The organism is Microbispora siamensis, from assembly GCF_016863095.1.
GTDB lineage: Bacteria > Actinomycetota > Actinomycetes > Streptosporangiales > Streptosporangiaceae > Microbispora > Microbispora siamensis.
On record NZ_BOOF01000004.1, the window covers coordinates 284,768 to 305,082 of the forward strand.

21 protein-coding genes and 1 tRNA gene are annotated in these 20,315 nt (G+C 71.5%); 9 read left to right on the plus strand and 13 right to left on the minus strand.

The features are described 5' to 3' along the window. Positions 1-65: 65 nt before the first annotated feature. Positions 66-1,046, minus strand: a complete 981-nt coding sequence (locus Msi02_RS05675; RefSeq protein WP_204047361.1) for a helix-turn-helix transcriptional regulator — start codon at positions 1,044-1,046, stop codon at positions 66-68. A gap of 62 nt (positions 1,047-1,108) precedes the next feature. Here Msi02_RS05675 and Msi02_RS05680 point away from each other — a divergent pair, with 62 nt between their 5' ends. Next, entirely contained in the window at positions 1,109-3,376 is a 2,268-nt protein-coding gene (locus tag Msi02_RS05680) for an ATP-binding cassette domain-containing protein (protein WP_204047362.1), read from the plus strand. A 12-nt stretch (positions 3,377-3,388) separates the two neighbouring features. On the opposite strand, the gene Msi02_RS05685 is transcribed toward Msi02_RS05680, so the two are convergent. From Msi02_RS05685 to rfaE2, 4 genes are all read right to left on the minus strand, one after another. Continuing rightward, positions 3,389-5,215 carry a transketolase gene (locus tag Msi02_RS05685; protein WP_204047363.1) on the minus strand — a complete coding sequence of 609 codons (1,827 nt, stop codon included), beginning with the start codon at positions 5,213-5,215 and terminating at the stop codon, positions 3,389-3,391. A gap of 71 nt (positions 5,216-5,286) precedes the next feature. Continuing rightward, a complete protein-coding gene (locus Msi02_RS05690) occupies positions 5,287-6,279 on the minus strand; it encodes an SDR family oxidoreductase (protein ID WP_204047515.1) in 993 nt (330 codons plus the stop codon). Between the two features lie 10 nt (positions 6,280-6,289). Continuing rightward, complete coding sequence (locus tag Msi02_RS05695; RefSeq protein ID WP_204047364.1) at positions 6,290-6,538, minus strand: hypothetical protein; 249 nt, start codon at positions 6,536-6,538, stop codon at positions 6,290-6,292. 10 nt (positions 6,539-6,548) lie between these two features. Continuing rightward, positions 6,549-7,994 carry a D-glycero-beta-D-manno-heptose 1-phosphate adenylyltransferase gene (gene rfaE2, locus Msi02_RS05700; protein WP_204047365.1) on the minus strand — a complete coding sequence of 482 codons (1,446 nt, stop codon included), beginning with the start codon at positions 7,992-7,994 and terminating at the stop codon, positions 6,549-6,551. Positions 7,995-8,252: 258 nt separating this feature from the next. On the opposite strand from rfaE2, the gene Msi02_RS05705 reads away from it, so the two are divergent. Then, entirely contained in the window at positions 8,253-9,305 is a 1,053-nt protein-coding gene (locus tag Msi02_RS05705; RefSeq protein WP_204047366.1) for a glycosyltransferase family 9 protein, read from the plus strand. Further along, on the plus strand, positions 9,302-10,369 hold the full coding sequence (locus tag Msi02_RS05710) for a DNA topoisomerase IB (RefSeq protein ID WP_239108148.1): 1,068 nt from the start codon (positions 9,302-9,304) through the stop codon (positions 10,367-10,369). The genes Msi02_RS05705 and Msi02_RS05710 overlap by 4 nt, the downstream gene beginning before the upstream one ends. Here Msi02_RS05710 and Msi02_RS05715 read toward each other — a convergent pair. Then, the gene (locus tag Msi02_RS05715) at positions 10,329-11,252 is read right to left on the minus strand and encodes a glycosyltransferase family 9 protein (RefSeq protein ID WP_079312569.1); all 924 of its coding nucleotides are present in this window, start codon (positions 11,250-11,252) and stop codon (positions 10,329-10,331) included. The two genes, Msi02_RS05710 and Msi02_RS05715, sit on opposite strands and share 41 nt — an antisense overlap. 25 nt (positions 11,253-11,277) lie before the next feature. Continuing rightward, positions 11,278-12,486, minus strand: a complete 1,209-nt coding sequence (locus Msi02_RS05720; protein WP_204047367.1) for a glycosyltransferase — start codon at positions 12,484-12,486, stop codon at positions 11,278-11,280. 403 nt (positions 12,487-12,889) lie between these two features. On the opposite strand from Msi02_RS05720, the gene Msi02_RS05725 reads away from it, so the two are divergent. Together Msi02_RS05725 and Msi02_RS05730 are read left to right on the plus strand one after the other, a co-directional pair. Further along, positions 12,890-13,135 carry a BON domain-containing protein gene (locus Msi02_RS05725; RefSeq protein ID WP_079312565.1) on the plus strand — a complete coding sequence of 82 codons (246 nt, stop codon included), beginning with the start codon at positions 12,890-12,892 and terminating at the stop codon, positions 13,133-13,135. Then, positions 13,132-13,860 (plus strand): metallophosphoesterase family protein, encoded by a 729-nt coding sequence (locus Msi02_RS05730; RefSeq protein ID WP_204047368.1) that lies wholly within the window; start codon positions 13,132-13,134, stop codon positions 13,858-13,860. Before Msi02_RS05725 ends, Msi02_RS05730 begins: the two co-directional genes overlap by 4 nt. 88 nt (positions 13,861-13,948) lie before the next feature. Here the strand turns inward: Msi02_RS05730 and Msi02_RS05735 are convergent, their stop codons facing one another. Beyond that, positions 13,949-14,098, minus strand: a complete 150-nt coding sequence (locus Msi02_RS05735) for a GPGG-motif small membrane protein (protein ID WP_167530303.1) — start codon at positions 14,096-14,098, stop codon at positions 13,949-13,951. 120 nt (positions 14,099-14,218) lie between these two features. Between Msi02_RS05735 and Msi02_RS05740 the strand changes: the two genes are divergently transcribed. Then, positions 14,219-15,181 (plus strand): TIGR03557 family F420-dependent LLM class oxidoreductase, encoded by a 963-nt coding sequence (locus Msi02_RS05740; protein ID WP_204047369.1) that lies wholly within the window; start codon positions 14,219-14,221, stop codon positions 15,179-15,181. Between the two features lie 45 nt (positions 15,182-15,226). Here the strand turns inward: Msi02_RS05740 and Msi02_RS05745 are convergent, their stop codons facing one another. After that, complete coding sequence (locus Msi02_RS05745; protein ID WP_079312561.1) at positions 15,227-15,727, minus strand: DUF6328 family protein; 501 nt, start codon at positions 15,725-15,727, stop codon at positions 15,227-15,229. Positions 15,728-15,761: 34 nt separating this feature from the next. Beyond that, positions 15,762-16,265: a DUF1360 domain-containing protein gene (locus Msi02_RS05750; protein ID WP_204047370.1), complete on the minus strand. Its 504-nt coding sequence runs from the start codon at positions 16,263-16,265 to the stop codon at positions 15,762-15,764. Between the two features lie 55 nt (positions 16,266-16,320). Between Msi02_RS05750 and Msi02_RS05755 the strand changes: the two genes are divergently transcribed. Further along, the gene (locus tag Msi02_RS05755; protein WP_204047371.1) at positions 16,321-16,917 is read left to right on the plus strand and encodes a nucleotidyltransferase family protein; all 597 of its coding nucleotides are present in this window, start codon (positions 16,321-16,323) and stop codon (positions 16,915-16,917) included. 141 nt (positions 16,918-17,058) lie between these two features. Here the strand turns inward: Msi02_RS05755 and Msi02_RS05760 are convergent, their stop codons facing one another. Next, positions 17,059-17,421, minus strand: a complete 363-nt coding sequence (locus Msi02_RS05760) for a PRC-barrel domain containing protein (RefSeq protein ID WP_204047372.1) — start codon at positions 17,419-17,421, stop codon at positions 17,059-17,061. 160 nt (positions 17,422-17,581) lie between these two features. Between Msi02_RS05760 and Msi02_RS05765 the strand changes: the two genes are divergently transcribed. Beyond that, a tRNA-Lys gene (locus Msi02_RS05765) sits at positions 17,582-17,658 on the plus strand. A gap of 110 nt (positions 17,659-17,768) precedes the next feature. Here Msi02_RS05765 and Msi02_RS05770 read toward each other — a convergent pair. Beyond that, entirely contained in the window at positions 17,769-18,086 is a 318-nt protein-coding gene (locus Msi02_RS05770; RefSeq protein ID WP_204047373.1) for a hypothetical protein, read from the minus strand. A 74-nt stretch (positions 18,087-18,160) separates the two neighbouring features. After that, a complete protein-coding gene (locus tag Msi02_RS05775; RefSeq protein WP_079312551.1) occupies positions 18,161-18,358 on the minus strand; it encodes a hypothetical protein in 198 nt (65 codons plus the stop codon). A 147-nt stretch (positions 18,359-18,505) separates the two neighbouring features. Between Msi02_RS05775 and Msi02_RS05780 the strand changes: the two genes are divergently transcribed. Then, positions 18,506-20,248 (plus strand): DUF2786 domain-containing protein, encoded by a 1,743-nt coding sequence (locus Msi02_RS05780; protein ID WP_204047374.1) that lies wholly within the window; start codon positions 18,506-18,508, stop codon positions 20,246-20,248. Positions 20,249-20,315 lie beyond the last annotated feature (67 nt).

Genomic DNA, 20,315 nt, shown 5'->3' on the forward strand with positions numbered 1-20,315 from the left:
GGCCGCCCCCGCGAGGGCGGTCGGCGGCGCTTTCACACGCGCGGCGCTTTCATCCCGGCGCGCTTTCACGCGGGCGGCGGCTTCAGACCGCCGGAGGCGGCGAGGAGACGGCGGGCGAAGGCGGCATAGGCTCTCCGGAAGTCCGCCGGCTCGACGACGGTGAAGTCGGCGTCGAGGTGGGCGAGGCCGAGGACGAGCCATTCCCAGGAGTCGAGCCAGACGGTGACCTGGGTCTCCCGGTCGCCGGGCCCCTGGTGTATCTCGGCGTCCTCGAACTTCAACGCGTCCGCGACCTGGCCGGGCCGCGCCCGCACGACGAGCCGTACGCGCCGGCGGTCCGCGTTGAGGCCCTGACGGAGGTACGAGAGGGCCGCGTCGGCCGGCAGGGCGCGGGGAGCGTGCCGCACGCCGGTGCGCACCAGGTCGCGGACGCGGTCGAGGCGGAACACCCGCCAGTCGTCCCTGTCCAGGTCCCAGCCCAGCAGATACCAGCGCTGAAGCAGATGCATCTGCCGGTGCGGCTCCACCCGCCGGTGGCTCTCCTCGCCGCGCCTGTCGCTGTAGCCGAACCGCACGACCTCCCGGTCGTTGATCGCCTCGGCGAGACCGGCCAGAAGCGCCGCGCTCACGGCGGGCGCGAGTTGCCGGTCGGTCTCCAGGCTCGCCCGCAACGCGGCCACGCGCGGACGCAGCCGCGCGGGCAGGAACTGGTCGAGCTTGCCGTACGCGCGGGTGGCCGCGTCGTCGAGCGCCCCGTCCTCGCCGGAACCGGAGGAGGCGAGAGTGGCGAGACCGAGCAGCGCGGCGATCGCCTCGTCGTCGTCCAGGACGAGCGGGGGCATCGTCCGGCCTGCCACGAGCCGGTAGTGGCCGCCCGGTCCCGGCTGTGTCTCGACGGGATAGCCGTACTCCCTGAGCCGGTCCACGTCGCGGCGTACGGTGCGGGGGCTGACGTCCAGGCGCGTGGCGAGTTCGTCCCCGCTGAACGGCCGTCCCGTCTGGAGGATCGACAGCAGGGCCAGCATGCGTCGGGTCACGTCGGCCATCCGCCCATCATGCCCGCAATCGCGGTCAGAATCCGGCCACAATTGCCCGTACGGTCGCGGGTATGGCTTCACGAAGCATCTCCATCAGAGGGGCCCGCACGAACAACCTCCGCGGCGTGGACGTGGACATCCCGCGGGACCGCCTCGTGGTCTTCGCGGGCGTCTCGGGGTCGGGCAAGTCGTCGCTGGTCTTCGACACGATCGCGGCGGAGGCCGGCTTCCAGCTGAACGAGACCTTCCCTCCGTTCGCGAGGAACCGGCTGCCGAAGTGGACGCGTCCCGACGTGGAGCACATCGACGGGCTCTCGCCGGTGGTGGTGATCGACCAACGGCGCCTCGGCGGCAACGCCCGCTCCACGGTCGGCACCATCACCGACACCTGGACCTACCTGCGGCTGCTGTTCTCCCGTCTCAGCGAGCCGCACGTGGGCGAGTCGAACCACTTCTCGTTCAACGATCCGGCCGGAATGTGCCCCACCTGCTCGGGGCTCGGCGACGTCGTCGTCACGGCCGTGGACCGCATCCTCGACCCGGACAGGTCGCTGCGGCAGGGCGCGATCCGGCTTCCCGGGTTCGGCGACGGCAACTACTGGTACTCCCAGTACGCCGACATCGGCGTGTTCGACCCGGAGACGCCGCTGCGCGACTGGAGCCGGGACGAGCGCGACGCCCTGCTCCACGGCGGCGAGGCGGCGGCGCGGCTGGGACGGCGGCTGGGGCGCAGGCTGCCGAAGGACTACGAGGGGGTCGTCGAACGGTTCGAGCGGATCTACCTGCACGCCTCGGGCGACCTGTCCGAGCGCAAGCAGGAGACGATCCGCCGGTTCACCCGGTCGCAGGTCTGCCCCGACTGCGGGGGAGACCGGCTCAACGAGGCGTCCCGCACCGCCACCGTCCTCGGGCACACCATCGGCGAGCTGTCCCGGCTGGAGGTCGCCGAGCTCGCCGGACTCGTCCGCGGCGTCGACGCGCCGGATGTCGCTCCCGTCGTCGCCGCGCTGACCGCCAGGCTCGACGCCATGGACGCCATCGGCCTGGGGTATCTCAGCCTGGCACGCGCGACGACGACACTGTCTGGCGGCGAGTCCCAGCGCATCAAGATCGTGAAGCATCTCGGGTCGAGCCTCACCCAGATGCTCTACGTGTTCGACGAGCCCACGGCCGGGCTCCACCCCACCGACGTCGAGTCCATGACGCGCCTGCTGGAGCGGCTGCGCGACAGGGGCAACACCGTCCTCGTCGTCGAGCACGACCCCGCCGTCATGGCCGCCGCCGACCAGATCGTCGAGATCGGCCCCGGCGCCGGCGCCGACGGAGGCCGGCTCGTCTTCCAGGGCACGTTCCCCGAGCTCCGGCGGGCCGCCACTCCCACGGGACGCGCGCTCTCCCGGCCCGCGCCGCTCAAGACGGCCCCGCGTACGGCCCCGCCGACGACAAGGGCGGCGATCACCGTCGCCGAGGCGACGCGCAACAACCTGCGGCACGTCACCGTGGACATCCCCGCCGGTGTGATGACCGTGCTCACCGGCGTCGCCGGCTCGGGGAAGTCCAGCCTGGCCGCCGAACTCGTCGAGCAGCACGGCGCCGTCGTGATCGACCAGAGGCCGGTCGGCGTCAACCGCCGGTCCACGCCGATCACCTACACCGGCATCGCGCCGGCCGTACGCAGGCTGTTCGCCCGGCGCAACGGCGTCTCCGCCGCGCTGTTCAGCGCGAACTCGGAAGGCGCCTGCCCGAAGTGCGAAGGGCTCGGGATCATCTACACCGATCTGGCCTTCATGGACGGCCAGGAGGTCGTCTGCGAGGCATGCGAAGGGCGGCGCTTCACCCCCGAGGTGCTCGCGTACAGGGTCGACGGCCTGTCCATCGCCGACGTCGACGCTCTCTCCGTCGACCAGGCCAGGCACCGGCTGCCCGACAAGGCCGTCGACCGGGCGCTGCGGCACCTGTCGCAGGCCGGTCTCGGCTATCTCCGGCTGGGCCAGCCGCTCACCACCTTGTCCGGAGGGGAGTGCCAGCGGCTCAAGATCGCCAAGGAGCTGCGCGACGCGGAGCGGCCCGCGACGTACGTGCTCGACGAGCCCACCACGGGCCTGCACATGAGCGACATCGGCGGCCTGCTCCGGGTCCTGGACGCGCTCGTCGACAGGGGCCACACCGTCGTGGTCATCGAGCACAACCTGGACGTCATCCGGCAGGCCGACTGGCTGATCGATCTCGGGCCCGGCCCCGGCAGGCACGGCGGGAACGTCCTCTACCAGGGGCACGTCGCGGACTACCCGCCGGACGCGGGGACGCCGACGGCCCGCGCTCTCGCCGCCCACCGGTAGGCCCAGCGTGTCTCAGCGGAGCAGGGACAGGACGGCCTCGCGGATGGCGCCCCTGTCGATGCCCGCGTCCTCGAGCTGTTCCTGGGAGGTCGCGCTGCCGGGCATCCGCGACACGCCCAGCTTGCGCACCGGCACCGGCGCGTCCGCGAGCGCCGAGAGCACGGCGTCGCCGAGCCCGCCCTCCGGCCAGTGGTCCTCCACCGTGACGACCTTCCCGGTCGCCCTGGCCATCTCGACCAGCTCGGCCGAGTCGAGCGGCTTGATCGAGTACGCGTCGATCACGGTGACGGAGACGCCGTCCTCGGCGAGCAGGTCGGCGGCGGCCAGGGCCTCGTGCACGGTGACGCCCGCGGCCACGACGGTCGCCTGGCCGCCGGTGCGCAGGATCTTGCAGCCGCCCACGGGGAACTCCTCGTCCGGGCCGTAGATCACCGGCGTCTCGCCCCGCGTCGTCCGCAGGTAGCGGACACCCTCCAGATCGGCCATGTCCGCCACCAGCCGGGCCGTCTGGTTGGCGTCGCAGGGGTACAGCACGGTGCTGCCGTGCACCGCGCGGAACGCCGCGAGGTCCTCCAGGCCCATCTGGGAGGGCCCGTCCTCCCCGATCGACACCCCGCCGTGCGACCCCACCAGGCAGATCCCGGCCCGGCTCACCGCCGCCATCCGGACGAAGTCGTACGCCCTGGTGAGGAAGGCGGCGAACGTCGCGGCGTAGGGGGTCCAGCCGCGCGCGGCCATGCCGATGGCGGCGGCGGTCATCTGCTGCTCGGCGATGTAGCACTCGAAGAACCGGTCCGGGTGCGCCTTGGCGAACGCCTCCAGCTTGGTCGAGTCGGCCACCTCGCCGTCGAGCGCGACGACGTCGCCTCGCGCCGTGCCCAGCGCGGCCAGCGCCTCGCCGAAGGCGGTCCGCGTGGCCACCCGCTCGCCCACCGCGTACTTCGGCAGGTCGAGCGTGCCGTCGGCGTACCGGTACGGCGTGGCCGGGGCGTCCGGCGGGGTGACCTCGACGGTGAGGGAACGCGGCCCGCCGAGTTCGTCGAGCGCCTGCTCGGCGTCCTCCAGCGGCTTGCCGTGCTTGCCCTCGCGGTTCTCCACGGCCGACACGCCGCGGCCCTTGCAGGTCCTCGCGATGATCGCCGTCGGGCGGCGCCGGGTGGCCCGGGCGTCGGCGAGCGCGTAGTCGATCTGGCCGGGGTCGTGGCCGTCGATCTCGATCGTGTGCCAGCCGAAGGCGCCGAGCCTGGCGGCGTACGCGCCGAGGTCCCAGCCGTGCCGGGTCGGGCCGCGCTGGCCGAGCCGGTTCACGTCGATGATCGCCGTCAGGTTGTTCAGCCCCTCGTGTCCGGCGTGCTCGAACGCCTCCCACATCGATCCCTCGGCGAGCTCGCTGTCGCCGCACAGCACCCAGACGTGGTAGGGCAGGCGGTCCAGCCTGCGCGCGGTCAGCGCGAGCCCCACCCCCACGGGCAGGCCGAAGCCCAGCGAGCCGGTGGCCACGTCGACGAACGGCACCCGCGGGGTGGGATGGCCCTCCAGGCGGCTGCCGCGCCTGCGGAAGGTCAGCAGCTCCTCGTCGGTGACCACCCCGGCGGCCCTGAGCATCGCGTACAGGAGGGGGGAGGCGTGACCCTTCGAGAAGACGAGGTGGTCGTTGGCCGGGTTGGCCGGATCCGCGACGTCCACGCGCAGGTGACGCACGAGCAGCACGGCCATCAGCTCGGCCGCCGACATCGAGGACGTCGGGTGTCCCGAGCCGGCGGCCGCGGCGGCCCGGACCGAGTCCACCCGGAGCTGGGCCGCGAGTTCGCACAGGAAGCGGTAGTCAAGCTCGTCCATCGCCCCCGACTACCCCCGTACGCCCCTTCGTATCGCCTCAAAAGGGGCGTACCCGGAATTTCGTGGTCTGGTCAGCGGCGGCGCAGGCCGAGACCGGCGACGGCGGCGAGCCCGAGACCGGCGAAGGTGACCAGGCGGCGGTGCTGCGACATCCACAACTGCACGCTGCGGCCGTGCGACCGCCGGTCGAAGCTGCCGTGCGCCCCGTAGTCCTTGTCCTCGTCCGCGGGTTCCCACAGGTTGGACACCCCGGTCGGCGCCTTCTCGCCGGTGAGCTGCGACTTCACCCCGGTCCTGGCGAGGTAGCGGTCGAGCAGGGCGGGCGCCGTCCGCTGGCCCAGGATCGTGGCCGCGGTCATCCCGCCGACCCAGTACTCCTTGCGCTCCGGGTGCTCGGCGGCGTAGACGAGCGCGTCGGCGGCAACCTCCGGCTGGTAGATCGGCGGCACCGGCTGCGCGTGCCGCCGCATCCGGTTCAGCCCCCAGTCGAACTGCGGGGTGTTCAGCGCCGGAAGCTGCACCACCGTGATCTTCACGCCCGAGTCCTCGGCGAGCAGCTCCGTCCGCACCGACTCGGTGAACCCGACGATCGCGTGCTTGGCGCCGCAGTACGCCGACTGCAGCGGGATCGACCGGTAGGCCAGGGCCGAGCCCGCCTGCACGATGACGCCCTTGTCGCGCGGCTTCATCATCTCCAGGGCCACCCGGGTGCCCCAGACGTAGCCGAGATAGGTCACCTTGGTCTCGCGCTCGTACTCCTCGGGTGTGATCTCCAGGAACGGCGCGAACACGGTCGTGAACGCGACGTTGATCCACACGTCGATCGGGCCCAGCTCGGCCTCGGCCCGCTGGGCGGCCTGGCGGACCTGGTCGTAGTCGGAGACGTCGGCGGCGAAGGTCTTCCCGGTGCCGCCCTCGGCCCCGACGTCCACGGCGGCGCCGGCGAGGCCCGCCTCTCCACGTGCGATGAGCGCGACCTTCGCGCCCTCCGCTCCGAGCTGCCGGACCACCGCGCGGCCCACCCCGCCGCTCGCGCCGGTCACCACGACGACCTTGTCCTTCAGGCTCACCTCGTCATCCTCTCGATTGCGGCCCGCCGCCGAGTCTCTTCTGCTTGCGCACGGCGAACGCCATGTAGATCGCGATGATCGCCATGACCGCCACGACGATCCCGGTCAGCACCCAGAGGCGCCCGATGAAGGAAAGCACCAGTACGGCGACGCAGAAGACCAGTGCGAACGACCCGATGCGGATGCGGATCACATCCATCGGGGTCGCCTCCACCATGGGCTTGCCCGTCGGCGAGCGTTGTTCTTCGGTCATGGAGGCCCCTCTACCCTCGAATCCGGTTCACTATCGCCGTGGTGGAGCGGTCCGGGACGTAGCCGAGCACCCGCACCTCTCCGCCCAGCTCCCTGACCAGCTCCGCCTCGGGCAGCAGGTCGGGGTGGTAGTCGCCGCCCTTGACGTACACGTCCGGCCGGACGAGCCGCAGCAGCTCGGTCGGGCTGTCCTCGTCGAAGACGGTGATGTAGTCCACGCAGCCCAGCGCCGCGAGCACCGCCACCCGGTCCTCGCACCGGTTGATCGGGCGCTCCGGCCCCTTCAGCCGGGCCACGCCGTCGTCGCCGTTGACCGCGACGACCAGCACGTCGCCGAGCCGGGCGGCCTCCTCCAGGCAGGCGACGTGGCCGCGGTGCAGCACGTCGAAGCAGCCGTTGGTGAAGACGATCCGCTTGCCCTCGGCGCGGTCGCGCTCCAGGCACGCGGCCAGCCGCTCGGGCGGCAGCGCGGTGTCGGGGCGCAGCGCCTGCAGCAGGTCCTCGTGGGAGCAGGCGGCCGTCCCCTGCCGCCGTACCACCACGCTCGCCGCCGCCTGCCCGATGTCGGCGGCGCGCTCGGGCTCAGCGCCGGCCGCCAGGGCGAGCGAGAACGCCGCCGTGAAGGTGTCGCCCGCGCCGATGCTCATCGTGTCGGGCGCGGGGGTCGCGTACGTGCGGTGCGGCTCCTTGCCGCGCCGGTGCAGCAGCGTGCCCTCGCCGTCCAGCGTGGTGACCACGAGGTCGGCGCCGGTGGCCTCGATGAGGTCCTCCGACCGCGCGGACAGGAACGCGACCCTGTCGTGGTCGTCCCCCTCGCCCAGCAGCCGCCGCACCTCGGCGTAGTTGGGCAGCACGGCGGCCGGCCGGCAGTCCCGCCAGGCGGCCACGTCGTGGGCGTCCACCACGAGGATCGGCGCGCCGCGCGATCCCTCGCTCCGGTCGATGCTCAGGTCGCACAGCACCCGGCGGACGTTCGGGGTGCACACCCCGCCGCCGTAGTCGCAGGCGACGATGACGTCGGCGTCCGCCGCGAGCCGGGTGATCTGCTCGATGAGCTCGCGCTCGGCCGCCTCCGGCAGCGGAGCCTCGTCCTCCTCGTCGTACCGCGCCACGATCTGGCCGTCGGTCAACACCCGGCGCTTGACCGAGGTCCGCCAGCTCCGCACGATGACCAGGCCCTCGATGTCGAGCCGTCCCAGGGTCGCGTTGAGCGTGGCCCCGGCGGGGTCGGCGCCGGTCACTCCCACCATGTGGACCCGTGCGCCGAGGGCGGCCAGGTTCACGGCCGTGTTGGCGGCGCCGCCCGGCTGGTCCTCGATCTGCTCGACGGTCACCACCGGCACCGGGGCCTCCTGTGCCATGCGCTTCGTGCGGCCCCGCAGCCACGAGTCGAGCATCACGTCCCCGACGACGACGGCTGTGACTTCACCGAAACGGTTGAGCGTCTCTTCCGTCATACATCGGCGGCTACCCCCGCAGGCGCAGGGGAAACAACAGGCACGGCCGACCCGGCCGCCCGGTTTGGGGCCGCCGCACCGGGGTAACCGGGATCAGACGTCGCTCCACACGAGTGCTCACCGGGGGTCAGCCGGGGAGCCGGACGAATGGGGGATGTCCGATGGACGAGGGGGTGGCATGAGCGAGCGAAGCGAGCGAATCGATAAGCACAGTGCGATTCGCTCATGCGACTCCGAGCCGCCAGGCGAGGAGGTGGCATGAGCGCGCTGCTCGTGGAGGGAGTCGAGCGCATCGCCGTGCTGAGGGCCAACGCCCTCGGCGACCTGCTCCTGGCGCTGCCCGCCATCGGGGCGCTCAGGCGGGCGTATCCCGCCGCCAAGATCACCCTGCTCGGCCGCGAGTGGCACGCGCGGTTCCTGCGCGATCGCCCGGGCCCGGTGGACGAGGTGGTGGCGTTGCCACCCATCTCCGGCGTCTCCTCCCCGCCCGACGGGCCCTCCGCCCCCGAGGAGCTGTACGAGGACCTGCGGCAGCGCAGGTTCGACCTGGCCGTCCAGATGCACGGCGGCGGGCGCAACTCCAATCCGTTCATCCGCCGCCTCGGCGCGCGGGTGACGGCCGGCCTGCGCACCCCCGACGCCGCACCGCTCGACCGCTGGGTGCCGTACGTCCACTACCAGCACGAGACCCTGCGCTACCTGGAGGTGGCGGGACTGCTCGGCGCGCCCGCGAACGAGATCGAGCCGAGGGTCGCGGTCGTCAGGGAGGACTGGGCCGAGTTGAACCGCACGCTCGGCAAGGTCCCGCGGGGACTGGTGGCGATCCACCCGGGCGCCGGGGACCGGCGCAGGAGATGGCCGCCGGAACGCTTCGCCGAGGTCGCCGACCGCCTCGGACGGCCGGTGGTGGTGACCGGCGTCGAGGAGGAGCGGGAGGTCGTCGAGAAGGTCGTCGCGCAGATGCAGACCCCGGCGAGGGCCGTCGTCGGGGAGCTGTCCCTCGGCGGGCTCACCGCGCTGTACGCCGCCTGCGACCTGCTCGTCTCCAACGACACCGGGCCGCGTCACCTGGCGGCGGCGACCGGCACCCCCACCGTGGGGATCTACTGGTGCGGCAACATGATCAACTGGGGTCCGTTGAGCAGAGGGCACCAGCGGCCGCTGATCTCCTGGACGTCGGGCTGCCCGGTCTGCGGGACAGCCGCCGACCCCAAGCTGGGCATGCGGGAGTGCGGCCACAGGGACGTCTCGTGGGTGGGTGACGTGAGCGTGGACGACGTGCTCGAACAGGCGTGGGACCTGCTGCGATGAGCGCCGTCGCGGAGAAGACGCCGGCGGAGAAGGCGAAGGTCTTCGAGATACCACCCGTCGAACTGCGGCCGAGCGATCCGAGCGAGCCGGGCATCCGGCGCAGGCGCCGGGGGCGCGGGTTCAGCTACACCTGGGCCTCCGGCCGGCCCGTGAAGGACCGCGCCACGCTGCGCCGGATCAAGTCCCTCGCGATCCCGCCGGCCTGGACCGACGTGTGGATCTGTGCCCATCCGAACGGCCACCTCCAGGCCGTGGGCACCGACTCCGCGGGCCGGCGGCAGTACCGATACCACGACGAGTGGCGCAGGCAGCAGGACGAGGCCAAGTTCGACCACGTGCTGGAGATCGCCCAGCGGCTCCCCGCGTTCCGCGAGCGGGTCGCGCGCGACCTGCGCGGCGACGAGCTGAGCCGCGAGCGCGTGCTGGCCACCGCCGCGCGCATGCTCGACATCGGCTTCTTCCGTGTCGGCGGGGAGGAGTACACCGACTCCTACGGCCTGGCCACGCTGAAGACCTCGCACGTGAAGTGCGGCGACGGCAAGGTCGTGTGCCGCTACCTGGCCAAGGGCCGCAAGGAGCGGGAGCAGGTGCTGGCCGACGCCGACGTGTGCGAGGTGCTGACGTCGCTGTCGAAGGGGCACCGGGGCGAACTGCTGCGCTACCGCACCGACGACGGCTGGGTGGACGTGCGGAGCGCGGACGTCAACGCCTACCTGAAGGAGACGTTCGGCACCGACGTCTCGGCCAAGGACTTCCGCACCTGGCACGCCACGGTCCTGGCGGCGGTCGGGCTCGCCGTCTCCCGCCCCGTACGCAGCGGCGCGGGGCGCAAGCGGGCGGTCTCCAGGGTGATGAAGGAGGTGTCGGAGTACCTGGGCAACACGCCGTCGGTGTGCCGCGCCTCCTACGTGGACCCGCGGATAGTCGCGCTGTACGAGAAGGGACGGACGATCCCCCTCGAACGACTGGGCGAGGACACCGGCGAGGGCCGGCTCGCCACCCACGGGCCGGTCGAGGAGGCCGTCATCGAACTCCTGCGCCGAGCGCCCGCACGGCGGCGTTGACCACCTGGGCGGCCGGGACCGCGGCGTCCAGATGGTCGGCGCCGTCCACCTCGCGCAGGATCGGGTGCCGCCGGTCCGCGGTGGACACGAGCACCGAGGGCGTCCGATAGGCCGCGGCGAGCCGCGTCATCGCGACGTCGCCGCTGATGACCAGCCGGGCCCCGGCGACCAGCGCGCACAGCTCCCGGAGCGAGGTGCGGCCCGCGAGCACGATCTGCGGCGGCAGCACCGCCCGGGTCGCCACGAGCAGGGCCATCGGCCGCTCCCGGGGACTGCCGGTGATCACGACGGGCAGGCCCTCGTCCGTCAGCATCCGGGCCACCTCGGCGAACCGGTCGGCGGGCCAGCGCAGCGACGTGCCGCCCGCGCCGGGGTGGATCACGACGGCCCCCGGCGCGGGGCTCGCGGTCAGGGGAGTGGGCAGCGTCGAGTCCTCCGGATCGGCGGGCACGCCGTGCCACTGAAGCAGCCGGCACCACCGCAGCACCTCGTGCTCGCCCGGGTCCCACCACGGCCCCCTGATCCAGGGGACGTCCGGGTTGGCGTACGCCCACAGGCGCCTCATCCCCTCGCCCCGGTAGCGCAGATTCAGCAGGATCCGGTGGCTGCGCGGCCCACGTCCGTGCAGGTTGACGGCGAGGTCCGGCAGGAGCGGGGGGTGATCGGCGTCCTCCTCGCCGGGCCCGGGCCACGACAGCGGCGCGAGCCCGTACGCGGGCAGGATCCGGTCCACCGCGCCGGTCAGCGCGGCGAGTTCGCTCAGCTCCGGCGGGCAGGCCAGGACGACGCGCAGCCCGTGGCGGCGCAGGGCGCGCAGCGCGGGCACCACGGTGAGCAGGCCCCCGATGCCGTCCGAGCGCAGCACGAGGGCCGTAGACGTCACCGGCTCACCCCAGGGGTCGGCAGGATCAAGAAGCGCTCCTTTCCAGCTCCCGGGTGGACAGGACCCGGTCGTAGACGGCCAGGCTTTCGGTGGCGATGCGGCTCCAGGCGTACCTCGCGCGGGCCCGGTCAGCTCCCGCGATCCCGTACGCCGTGCGCCGCACCGGGTCGTCGAGCAGCTTGCGCAGCGCCTTGGCCAGCACGGCGGGCTTGCGGGGCGGCACGAGAAGGCCGGTCACGTTGTTGACCACCGTCTCCTTCTGGCCGCCGACGGCCGAGGCGACGACGGGGACACCGGAGGCCATCGCCTCGAGCGCCACCATCCCGAACGGCTCGTACCACGGCACGGACACGACGGCGGCGGCCGAGCGCATCAGCGAGGGCAGCGTGTCGCGCTCGACCCGGCCGAGGAACCGGACCCGGTCGGAGACGCCCGCCTGGGCCGCGAGCCAGCGCAGCCGGGTGACCTCGGGGTCGTGGTGCAGTTCGGCCGCAGGGGGACCGCCCGCGATGACGAGTTCGGCGTCCCGCAGGTACTGCAGCGCCCTGATGGTGGTCTCCAGGCCCTTGCGCGGCACGAGCCGGCCGACCGACAGCAGGCGCGGGCGCTCCGGCCGCTCCAGCGGTTCGACGTGGGGGTGGAAGGTGGTGACGTCCACTCCGCAGGGGACGACCCGGGTCGCGCGGCGCGGCACCCGCATGCGGATCAGCTCGTCGACCTCGTCGTTGCAGGTCGCGATGATGCCGTCGACCCGTCGCCCGATGGCGGCCTCGGCCTCGATGCGCTCGCGCGGGCTGGTGTCCGCCGGGCCCTGGTGACGCCGCTTGACGCTGCCGAGCGCGTGGTAGGTGTGGACGACCGGGATGCGCAGCTTCTCCGCCGCGGCGAGCGCGGCGAGCCCGCTCATCCAGAAGTGGCTGTGCACGACGTCAGGGCGGTCGAACAGCCACCGGTCGTGCAGCCACTTCCCGAAGTGGGGAACCCAGGGAAGGATCTCGTCCTTGGGGATCTCGGAGGCGGGGCCCGCGGGGACGTGGACGACCTCCACACCCGGGCCGAAGGCGACGGTTTCCGGCAGGTCCTCGCGATTCTTACGCGTGTAGACGGTGACCTCGTGCCCTGCGCCGGCGAGCTCGCGGGCGAGGGCGGCGACGTGCACGTTCTGGCCGCCGGCGTCGACACCGCCGAGGGTGGCGAGCGGGCTGGCGTGCTCCGAGACCATGGCGATCTTCACTGGGGGTTCCTCCAAGAGCGGCAGTGGCGAGTACCCGGCTCGGGGGTCAGGGAGTCCAGGTGAGCAGGCCCGGCGACCGGGGCGGGGGCGGCGGCCGGTACGGGACGGACGGCGACGTGGGGGCCGGTGGAGGGAGTGACCGCGGAAGAGGAGCGGGAAGAGGTGCGGCCGGTGCCCGCGGTGCCTCGCTCATGGGCTGGCTCGGGGCGGGGTGAAGTCCGGTCACACGTACCCAAGACGCTCCTCCGTAACGGCATGCTCACGCCAAGGAGGTACCTGCGTCTTAGGCACCAGGAATACAGAAAACCATATCCACCCTCGCGCCCGTCAAACCAGTGGTTTCGCCGGGAAAGGGCCGGGCAGCGCTAGCCGTACGGAACCGAGGGGGACACGAGGGGAAGAGATGGAGACGCCGCACTATGTCGCGGCCCGCGTGCAGCGGGCTCTCGCGGAGGACGAACGAACCACCGAACTGGGCATTCGGGTCGATGTGCGAGGAGAAGAGGTCTACCTGCGCGGGCAGGTCTCCTGTGACGAGCGGCGGCATCAGATCGAGAACGTCGCCCGGGAGGCGGCTCCGGGCCTGCGGCTGCACAACGAGATCACCCTGGTGGAGGTGCGGGAGCCGGGAGAGGAGGAGCATCTGTGAGGGAACTGCGGATCGCCGCCGTCGCGGACATCCATCTGGGCGAGGACCTGCGCGGCCACTATCGCAAGAAGATCGAGGGCATCGAGCGCCGTGCGGACGTGTTGCTGGTGGGAGGCGATCTGACCAGGCACGGCACGATCCCCGAGGGCCGGGTGGTCGCCGAGGAGCTGAGCGGCCTGCCCATCCCCGTCGTCGCCGTGCTGGGCAACCACGACTACCACTCCGACCGCAACCAGGAGATCATCGATCTTCTCCGTGACGCCGGCATCATCGTTCTCGACGATGAGGGAGCGGTCGTCTCCATCGACGGCGTACGGCTCGGAGTCGCCGGCGGCAAGGGCTTCGGCGGCGGTTTCGCCGGGAAGTGCGCGAGCGAGTTCGGGGAGCCGGAGACCAAGGCGTTCGTCCGGCACACGAAGGAGATCGCCGAGCGGTGGCGGCGGGCGCTCAAGGACCTGGACGCCGATCACAAGATCGTGCTCAGCCATTACTCGCCGGTCAAGGACACGCTGATGGGCGAGCCGCCGGAAATCTATCCGTTCCTCGGCAGCTACATGCTGGCGGAGGCGGCCGACGCCGAGGGCGCGGATCTCTTCATCCATGGTCATGCGCACGCGGGTACGGAAAAGGGCGTTACTCCCGGAGGCATCCGGGTGCGTAATGTCGCCCTTCCGGTCATCAAGCACGCCTACACCGTTTACTGCCTGAACGGCGACCATTGCTGATTCGCCGTGTTCTCAACTCGAGACGGCGGCCGGCCCCTTCGGCCGGCCGCCGTCTCGGTGTCCGCGAGTAGTGTGGGCGAGGTTGCGGCTAGGGATTGAAGATGCTGACGCCCCCGGGGCCGACGAGGAATCCGAGGACGATGAGGACGATCCCCCAGAGGATGTCCCGACGGGCCAGGATGACGTAGATCCCGGCGATTACCAGTACCACGGCGATGATCCAAAGCAGAGTAGCCATGGCCCTCCACTGCCCCTACAAAGGGTCTCGTAACATCATCCAGCCCTGGGGCCGATCGAATTTGCGGCGGAATCGCCCATTGTTACGTTTGCTTGACACTATTCGGGCATGTGGTGATACATGACCACTTTCGGATATTTTCTCTCCAGCGAGGAGCATGACCCCAAGGAGCTGGTACGTCAGGCGAAACTCGCCGAGGAAGCCGGCTTCGAGGCGTTGTGGATCTCCGACCACTTTCACCCGTGGCTGGACGAGCAGGGCGAGAGCTCGTTCGTGTGGTCCGTCATCGGGGCCATCTCGCAGGCCACGTCGCTGCCGGTGACCACCGCGGTCACCTGTCCCATCATCCGCGTCCACCCGGCGATCATCGCCCAGGCCGCGGCGACCGCACAGATCCTGCTGGACGGCAGGTTCCGTCTGGGGGTCGGCACCGGCGAGGCGCTGAACGAGCACATCCTGGGCGACCAGTGGCCACCGGCCGAGGAGCGCCAGCGCATGCTGGAGGAGGCCCTGGACGTCATCAGGGAGCTGTGGACCGGCGAGCTGGTGACCTACCGCGGCGAGTTCTACGAGGTGGACACGGCCCGGCTGTACTCGCTGCCCGACCGGCCTCCGCCGATCTACATCTCGGGCTTCGGGCCCAAGTCCGTCGAGCTCGCGGGGCGGCTCGGCGACGGCTACATCCACACCGCGCCCGCCGCCGACATGGTCGAGGCGTTCCACAAGGCGGGCGGCGAGGGCAAGCCGTGCGCGGCCGGGCTGAAGGTGTGCTGGGCGCACGACGAGGCCGAGGCGCGCAAGACCGTCCACCGGCTCTGGCCCAACCAGGGGATCCCGGGAGAGGCCGCCCAGCTCCTGCCGCTGCCGCGGCACTTCGAGCAGCTCTCGCAGCTCGTCACGGAGGAGGCCGCCACCCAGTCGACGCCCTGCGGCCCCTCCCCGGAGGCGCACCTGAGCGCGATCCGCGAGTACGTGGACGCGGGCTTCGACGAGGTCTACATCTCCCAGATCGGCACGGAGCAGGAGGGGTTCTTCGAGTTCTACTCGACGCAGATCCTGCCGCGCCTGCGGGAGCGGAGCTGACGCGAGGCACGCGAGAGCGCGACCGCGGGCATCGCGGTCGCGCTCTCAGGCTTTCTGGTCCTCGTCCTTGACCAGGCGCAGCGACAGGAGCGGCTGGACGAACCACAGCCAGGCACACAGCAGCGCCACGCCCGCGCCGACCAGCGCGGCGGGCCCGGGACTGGTCAGCGCGTCCAGAACCAGGGCGGTGGAGCAGGTCATGGACACGGCCAGGGCCAGGCCGCCGGCCACGCCCAGGCGGTTTGCCCGGCGCAGCAGCAACTCCTTGAGCCCCGACCGGAACATGATCCGGTGCTGGGTCGCCGGGGCGATCGTGCAGATCGACGCGACCGCCGCGCTGACCACCGCCAGGTAGAACAGCCAGTTCCCGGTCGTGTCGATCTTGCCGAAACCGGAGGAGAACGGGAGCGTCAGCAGGAACGCGAACAGCACCTGCACGCCCGTCGCGGCCACCCGGAGACCCTGCAGCAGCTCGCCGAGCTCGCGGTCGACGCGCTCCTTCGGGTTCTCGTCGGTGTTCTCCAGAGGCTCGAGCACCTCACTCATGCCACTGCCTCGCCCGGCGGCTCGGACCGCTCGCTCATTCCTCGGCCTTCTTCATCAGGCGCGCGTAGGCGAGCTGGAGCCAGTCGGAGATCGCCACGGCCGCCATGGTCGCCCCGGCCAGCCGGGTCACCCTGGGAAAGAACACGGTGCCCGCCGCGTATCCCGTCGCGACCCACTGGGACAGGCAGAACGGGCAGGTCAGGAGCTCGCCCACGGCGTGCTGCAGCCCGTGACCGCGGACCTTCTCCTTGAGCTCCGCCGGGCCGGAGACGCCCTCGTACCGGGTGAAGGGGGCGCGGATGGGACTGGTGACCGGGTCCTTCGCGAGCGTGCGCGAGAGCCGGTGCGTGAACAGCCCCATGAGCATGAGGTCCATCACCTTGATCTTCTCTGGGGCTGTGCGGCCCGTCAGTTTCGCCGCGGCGAGCAGCGCCGTGACGGCCCCGCCGTACACCGCGAGAACCCGTGTGTACGAGGCCAGCGGACGGGTGTCCTCTCCCTCGTACTCGCGCTTGATCTCCTGGAGGGTCTCGGTCATGAGCGCGCCCTACCCGGGATTGTTTGCGGCGAACATGGCTGGGCAAGCGACGTGAGTGGGTAGTCACAGTCACGAAGTCACCGACGCGATTCTTGAGACGCTCAAGCGCGCCGGGGCCGGCCTCAAGGAGGCCGGGGTGCGGTTCGCCCTGGCCGGAGGCTGCGCCGGCTATGCGAGGGGCGCCGCGCCATCACTGCATGACGTCGACTTCGCCCTGGTCGAGGAAGACGTCCCGCTCGCGCTGAAAACCCTGGAGAGCCTGGGTTTCCGGACCGCGAAACCACCGGAGGACTGGCTGGTCAAGGCGTTCGACGAGGAAGGGATCCTCGTCGACCTGATCTTCTCGCTCGCCGACAGGCCCGTGACCGAGGCCATGATCGCTCGGGCCGAGCCGATCAACACCGCCGCGCTCAGCCTGCCCGTCCTCGAAGCCACCGACCTTGTGATCTCCTGGATACTGCCGCTGTCGGAGCACGCCTGCGACTACGGCTCGCTGCTGCCCATGGTCCGCGCCATGCGGGAGCAGGTGGACTGGGACCGGGTCGCCTCGGTCGCCGCGCCGTCGCCGTACGCCTCGACGTTCGTCACGCTCCTGGAGCGGCTGCGCATTATCGCCCCTACGACACCTCGGCCGGACGGCACCTGGCCGTGAGCGCCGCACTCCGGCCTGCCGTCCCGGTCCATGCGGAGGAGGGGCCGGGCGGAGTCGGGCGGAGTCGGGCGGGTCGGGCTCGCCGGTTCGCCGGCGAAGAGAGGGGCCGCGCCGTGACGGCGCGGCCCCTCCATATGTCACTCACATGGACGAAGTGCGGGGGAAACGTCCGTAGTACTCCCCGACACGGTCCCGATAGCCCGGGTCGCTCATCGCCGACTCGTCGAACTCCGGCGCGTTCTTGATCTCCTGTTTGGTACGGCTGACGAAGACCTTGCGATCCTGGAAGTCGATCCTCGTCACCACACTCGCGGGGAGCATCACCTTCTTGCCGAAGATCCACGGGCCCGTGTCCACGACGATGTAGCTCTGGCCGGCCTCGTAGGTGGCCTCGTCCACGGAACCGATCTTCCCGTCCACGGCCTGCACGTCGTATCCGGCGATGTCCATCTGCTGTCCGGTGCCCGAGATGGTGTCGGAATACGACCAGAGATCCGGTGTCATGGTCCTCACTCCCTTCGTCGTCACTCCACGTACCCGAAGGTGAGAAGGGGAACATCCCGGACACGTAAGGGCAGGACATGATCTGGTCGCCCGCATTCCGGCACGATGAGCGCGCCGGTGGCGCGGAGCACCTCCGGATGCCGCTACTCTTGTGGTGCGGGCGCCGCTAGCTCAGTTGGTTAGAGCAGCTGACTCTTAATCAGCGGGTCCGGGGTTCGAGTCCCTGGCGGCGCACCACAAGAAGGCCCAGGTCGGCACAGCCGACCTGGGCCTTCTGTTTTACCCAGGCCTGTCTTCGGCTCGTGACCCGGCTCGTCGCCTGAAATCGTTGAACGCGCCGCCTTCCGTCACCCGGCGCCGGGGAACGCGTTCGCGCAGTCCTGACACCGCCGGACGGCGAACGTCTCCAGGTTTCCCTCCTGGGCGCGTACGGGGTTGCCCGGGCCGATGCTGATCCACAGGCCCGGACGAGGATCGCGTACGCGCCCCCAGTCGCGTTCCATGATCTCCTGGCTGGCCGTGTGGTTGCATCCACCGGGCAGGTGGGCGAATCGACTGGGGGAGATCAGGATTTCGAAGGGGACGAACGCCTTCGGCGAGGTCCCCGAGCAGGAGCAGCCCAAACCGACGGTGAGGTCGCAGCGCTCGCAACGGACGTCCTTCATGCGGACAGTATCGAGCGGTGAGGCGTGATCCGCCGGGCATTCACCGGACGCCGGTCCGGCCGGCAGGGCGGCGGTCAGCGGGAGGTCTCGTACCAGTGGTAGGGGATCGACCAGTCCCAGTGCTCGGTCTCCTCCTCATGTGCGAGGTGGGGCGCGTCGGGGGACCAGGTCAGCGCGTAGGCGAGGCCGAACTGGGCGGCCCAGTACCGTCCGAGCCGCACGAATCCCCGGCCGAGAGCGAAGATCATTCGCTTCGCCAGCGACAACACCATCGGGCACCACTCCTCGCACGATCAGGCACGGCACCAATGTGGTCCAGATCACTATGTATCTGGAAATAAAGATTTAATCTGGCCGAATCCGCCATGTAAATGCCCAGAGCGGTACGTGACTCCCCGCGGTTGCGTCTGGTCGTACGCGTGACCGCCTTCGAGGTCGGTGAGACCGCCCTGGTGGTGGAGGTCCCCTCGGCCGAGCCCCTGGTCCGGGGCCTGCGGGAACGCTACGACTCCTTCGCGGCGTACGGCATGCCCGCGCACGTCACCGTCCTGTATCCGTTCCTCCCGCAAGAACGCCTGGACGACGGCGTGCTCGCCGCACTGCGGGACCTGTTCGCGGCGCGGCGGCCGTTCGAGGTCGCGTTCGGGGAGGTCGGCCGCTTCCCTGGCGTGCTCCACCTCGCACAGGCGCCGGACGGCCCGGGCCCGCCCGACGGCCACTCCCGCCGGCCTGTGGATAACGTCACGGCACCGGCGGCCGGGGCTGACAGAATCGCTCGCACGACCGACCGGGGCGGCCGCCGAGGATCCCGGGAGGCGTCGAGCGGGGGAGGGCAGCGGATGAGCGGCGGAGAGCGGGAGGGCGCGCGGCGGCGGTGGAGCCTCGGGCCGCCGGGCGACGGCGCCTGGAGTTTCCCCTGGTCGTCCGGCTCTCCGGGGGAGTCGGCCGAGGAACTGGTGGCCGGGCTGCTGTCCGCGGCGTTGGAGGCGCGGCGCCGCCTCGACGAGACCGAGTTCCGGCGATGCGTGAAGGTCCTCGCGCAGGGCCAGGGGCTGCGCCAGGCCGTGGACCGCGCCCTGCTCGACGCCCTGCACCGGCAGGTGACGCACGCCTGGCACCTCGGCTGGCAGCCCGCAGACGTCGTCCGGCTGGTGGGCCGGCGGCTGGAGGCCCGGCACGTCCGCCTCGTGACCGACGCCGTCGCGGCCGAGATGCGCGCCTACGCCGCGGCGACGGTGGACGACCGCTGGCTGGACCAGATCGAGGCCATCGGCGCGACGGTGTGGTGGGGCCGCGACGAGGAGTACCTCCGTGAGGACGGCGACCGGACCGCGATGGTCGCCTGTGCGCTCCGGGTGATCCATCTGCTGGCCACGCTGCCGCCGCTGGAGCGGCTGTGCCCCGTGCCGGGAACGGCCCGCCGTACGCCCGGCTCCCGCGGCGGCGCCGTGGACGAGCGGACGCTCGCCCGGGTGCGGGCCCTGCTGGCGAAGGCCGAGTCGACCGAGTTCGAGGCGGAGGCCGAGACGTTCACCGCCGCGGCCCAGGCGCTGATGGCCCGGCACAGCATCGACGCCGCGCTGCTCGCCTCGCGGACGGCCGGCCCGGGAGGAGCCGACCGGCCGCAGGGCCGCCGGCTGGGTGTCGACGCGCCCTACGAGGGCCCGAAGGCGATGCTGCTGGACGTCATCGCCTCGGCCAACCACTGCCGCTCCGTGTGGAGCCGGCATTTCGGGTTCGCCACCGTGCTCGGGTTCCCCGCGGACCTGGCCGCGGTGGAGGTGCTGTTCACCTCCCTGCTGGTGCAGGCCATGACCGCGATGACGCTGGCCGGGTCTCGCCGGGACGGCTCCGGCCGTTCGCGCACGCGGTCGTTCCGGCAGTCGTTCCTCGCGGCGTACGCCCAGCGGATCGGCGAGCGACTGGAGGAAGCGGCGGGACAGGCGGTGCGGGAGGCCGCCGCCGATGCCGGGCGCGACCTGCTGCCGGTGCTGGCGGCCAGGGAACAGGCCGTCGAGGCGAAGGTCGAGGAGATCTTCCCGACGCTGACCATGGTCGGCGCGGGCGCGGTCAGCAACCGGGAGGGCTGGATCTCCGGCCGGGCCGCCGCCGACCGGGCCGTCCTCGACGTCCGGGGAAAGATCACAGAAGGAGGCCGTTGATCCGGAGGCACACCTGGGGCTCCGGAACCTCCCGGACCGGGCATGATGGGTCGCGCAGGCAGCGGGT

Coding starts and splice junctions, on each gene's coding strand:
- Msi02_RS05705 (WP_204047366.1), top strand. CDS start 8,253: ATGAGCGCGCTGCTCGTGGAGGGAGTCGAGCGCATCGCCGTGCTGAGG.
- Msi02_RS05685 (WP_204047363.1), bottom strand. CDS start 5,215: ATGGACGAGCTTGACTACCGCTTCCTGTGCGAACTCGCGGCCCAGCTC.
- rfaE2 (WP_204047365.1), bottom strand. CDS start 7,994: ATGACGGAAGAGACGCTCAACCGTTTCGGTGAAGTCACAGCCGTCGTC.
- Msi02_RS05770 (WP_204047373.1), bottom strand. CDS start 18,086: ATGAAGGACGTCCGTTGCGAGCGCTGCGACCTCACCGTCGGTTTGGGC.
- Msi02_RS05775 (WP_079312551.1), bottom strand. CDS start 18,358: ATGGTGTTGTCGCTGGCGAAGCGAATGATCTTCGCTCTCGGCCGGGGA.
- Msi02_RS05740 (WP_204047369.1), top strand. CDS start 14,219: ATGACCACTTTCGGATATTTTCTCTCCAGCGAGGAGCATGACCCCAAG.
- Msi02_RS05710 (WP_239108148.1), top strand. CDS start 9,302: ATGAGCGCCGTCGCGGAGAAGACGCCGGCGGAGAAGGCGAAGGTCTTC.
- Msi02_RS05750 (WP_204047370.1), bottom strand. CDS start 16,265: ATGACCGAGACCCTCCAGGAGATCAAGCGCGAGTACGAGGGAGAGGAC.
- Msi02_RS05735 (WP_167530303.1), bottom strand. CDS start 14,098: ATGGCTACTCTGCTTTGGATCATCGCCGTGGTACTGGTAATCGCCGGG.
- Msi02_RS05745 (WP_079312561.1), bottom strand. CDS start 15,727: ATGAGTGAGGTGCTCGAGCCTCTGGAGAACACCGACGAGAACCCGAAG.
- Msi02_RS05680 (WP_204047362.1), top strand. CDS start 1,109: ATGGCTTCACGAAGCATCTCCATCAGAGGGGCCCGCACGAACAACCTC.
- Msi02_RS05695 (WP_204047364.1), bottom strand. CDS start 6,538: ATGACCGAAGAACAACGCTCGCCGACGGGCAAGCCCATGGTGGAGGCG.
- Msi02_RS05760 (WP_204047372.1), bottom strand. CDS start 17,421: ATGACACCGGATCTCTGGTCGTATTCCGACACCATCTCGGGCACCGGA.
- Msi02_RS05675 (WP_204047361.1), bottom strand. CDS start 1,046: ATGGCCGACGTGACCCGACGCATGCTGGCCCTGCTGTCGATCCTCCAG.
- Msi02_RS05725 (WP_079312565.1), top strand. CDS start 12,890: ATGGAGACGCCGCACTATGTCGCGGCCCGCGTGCAGCGGGCTCTCGCG.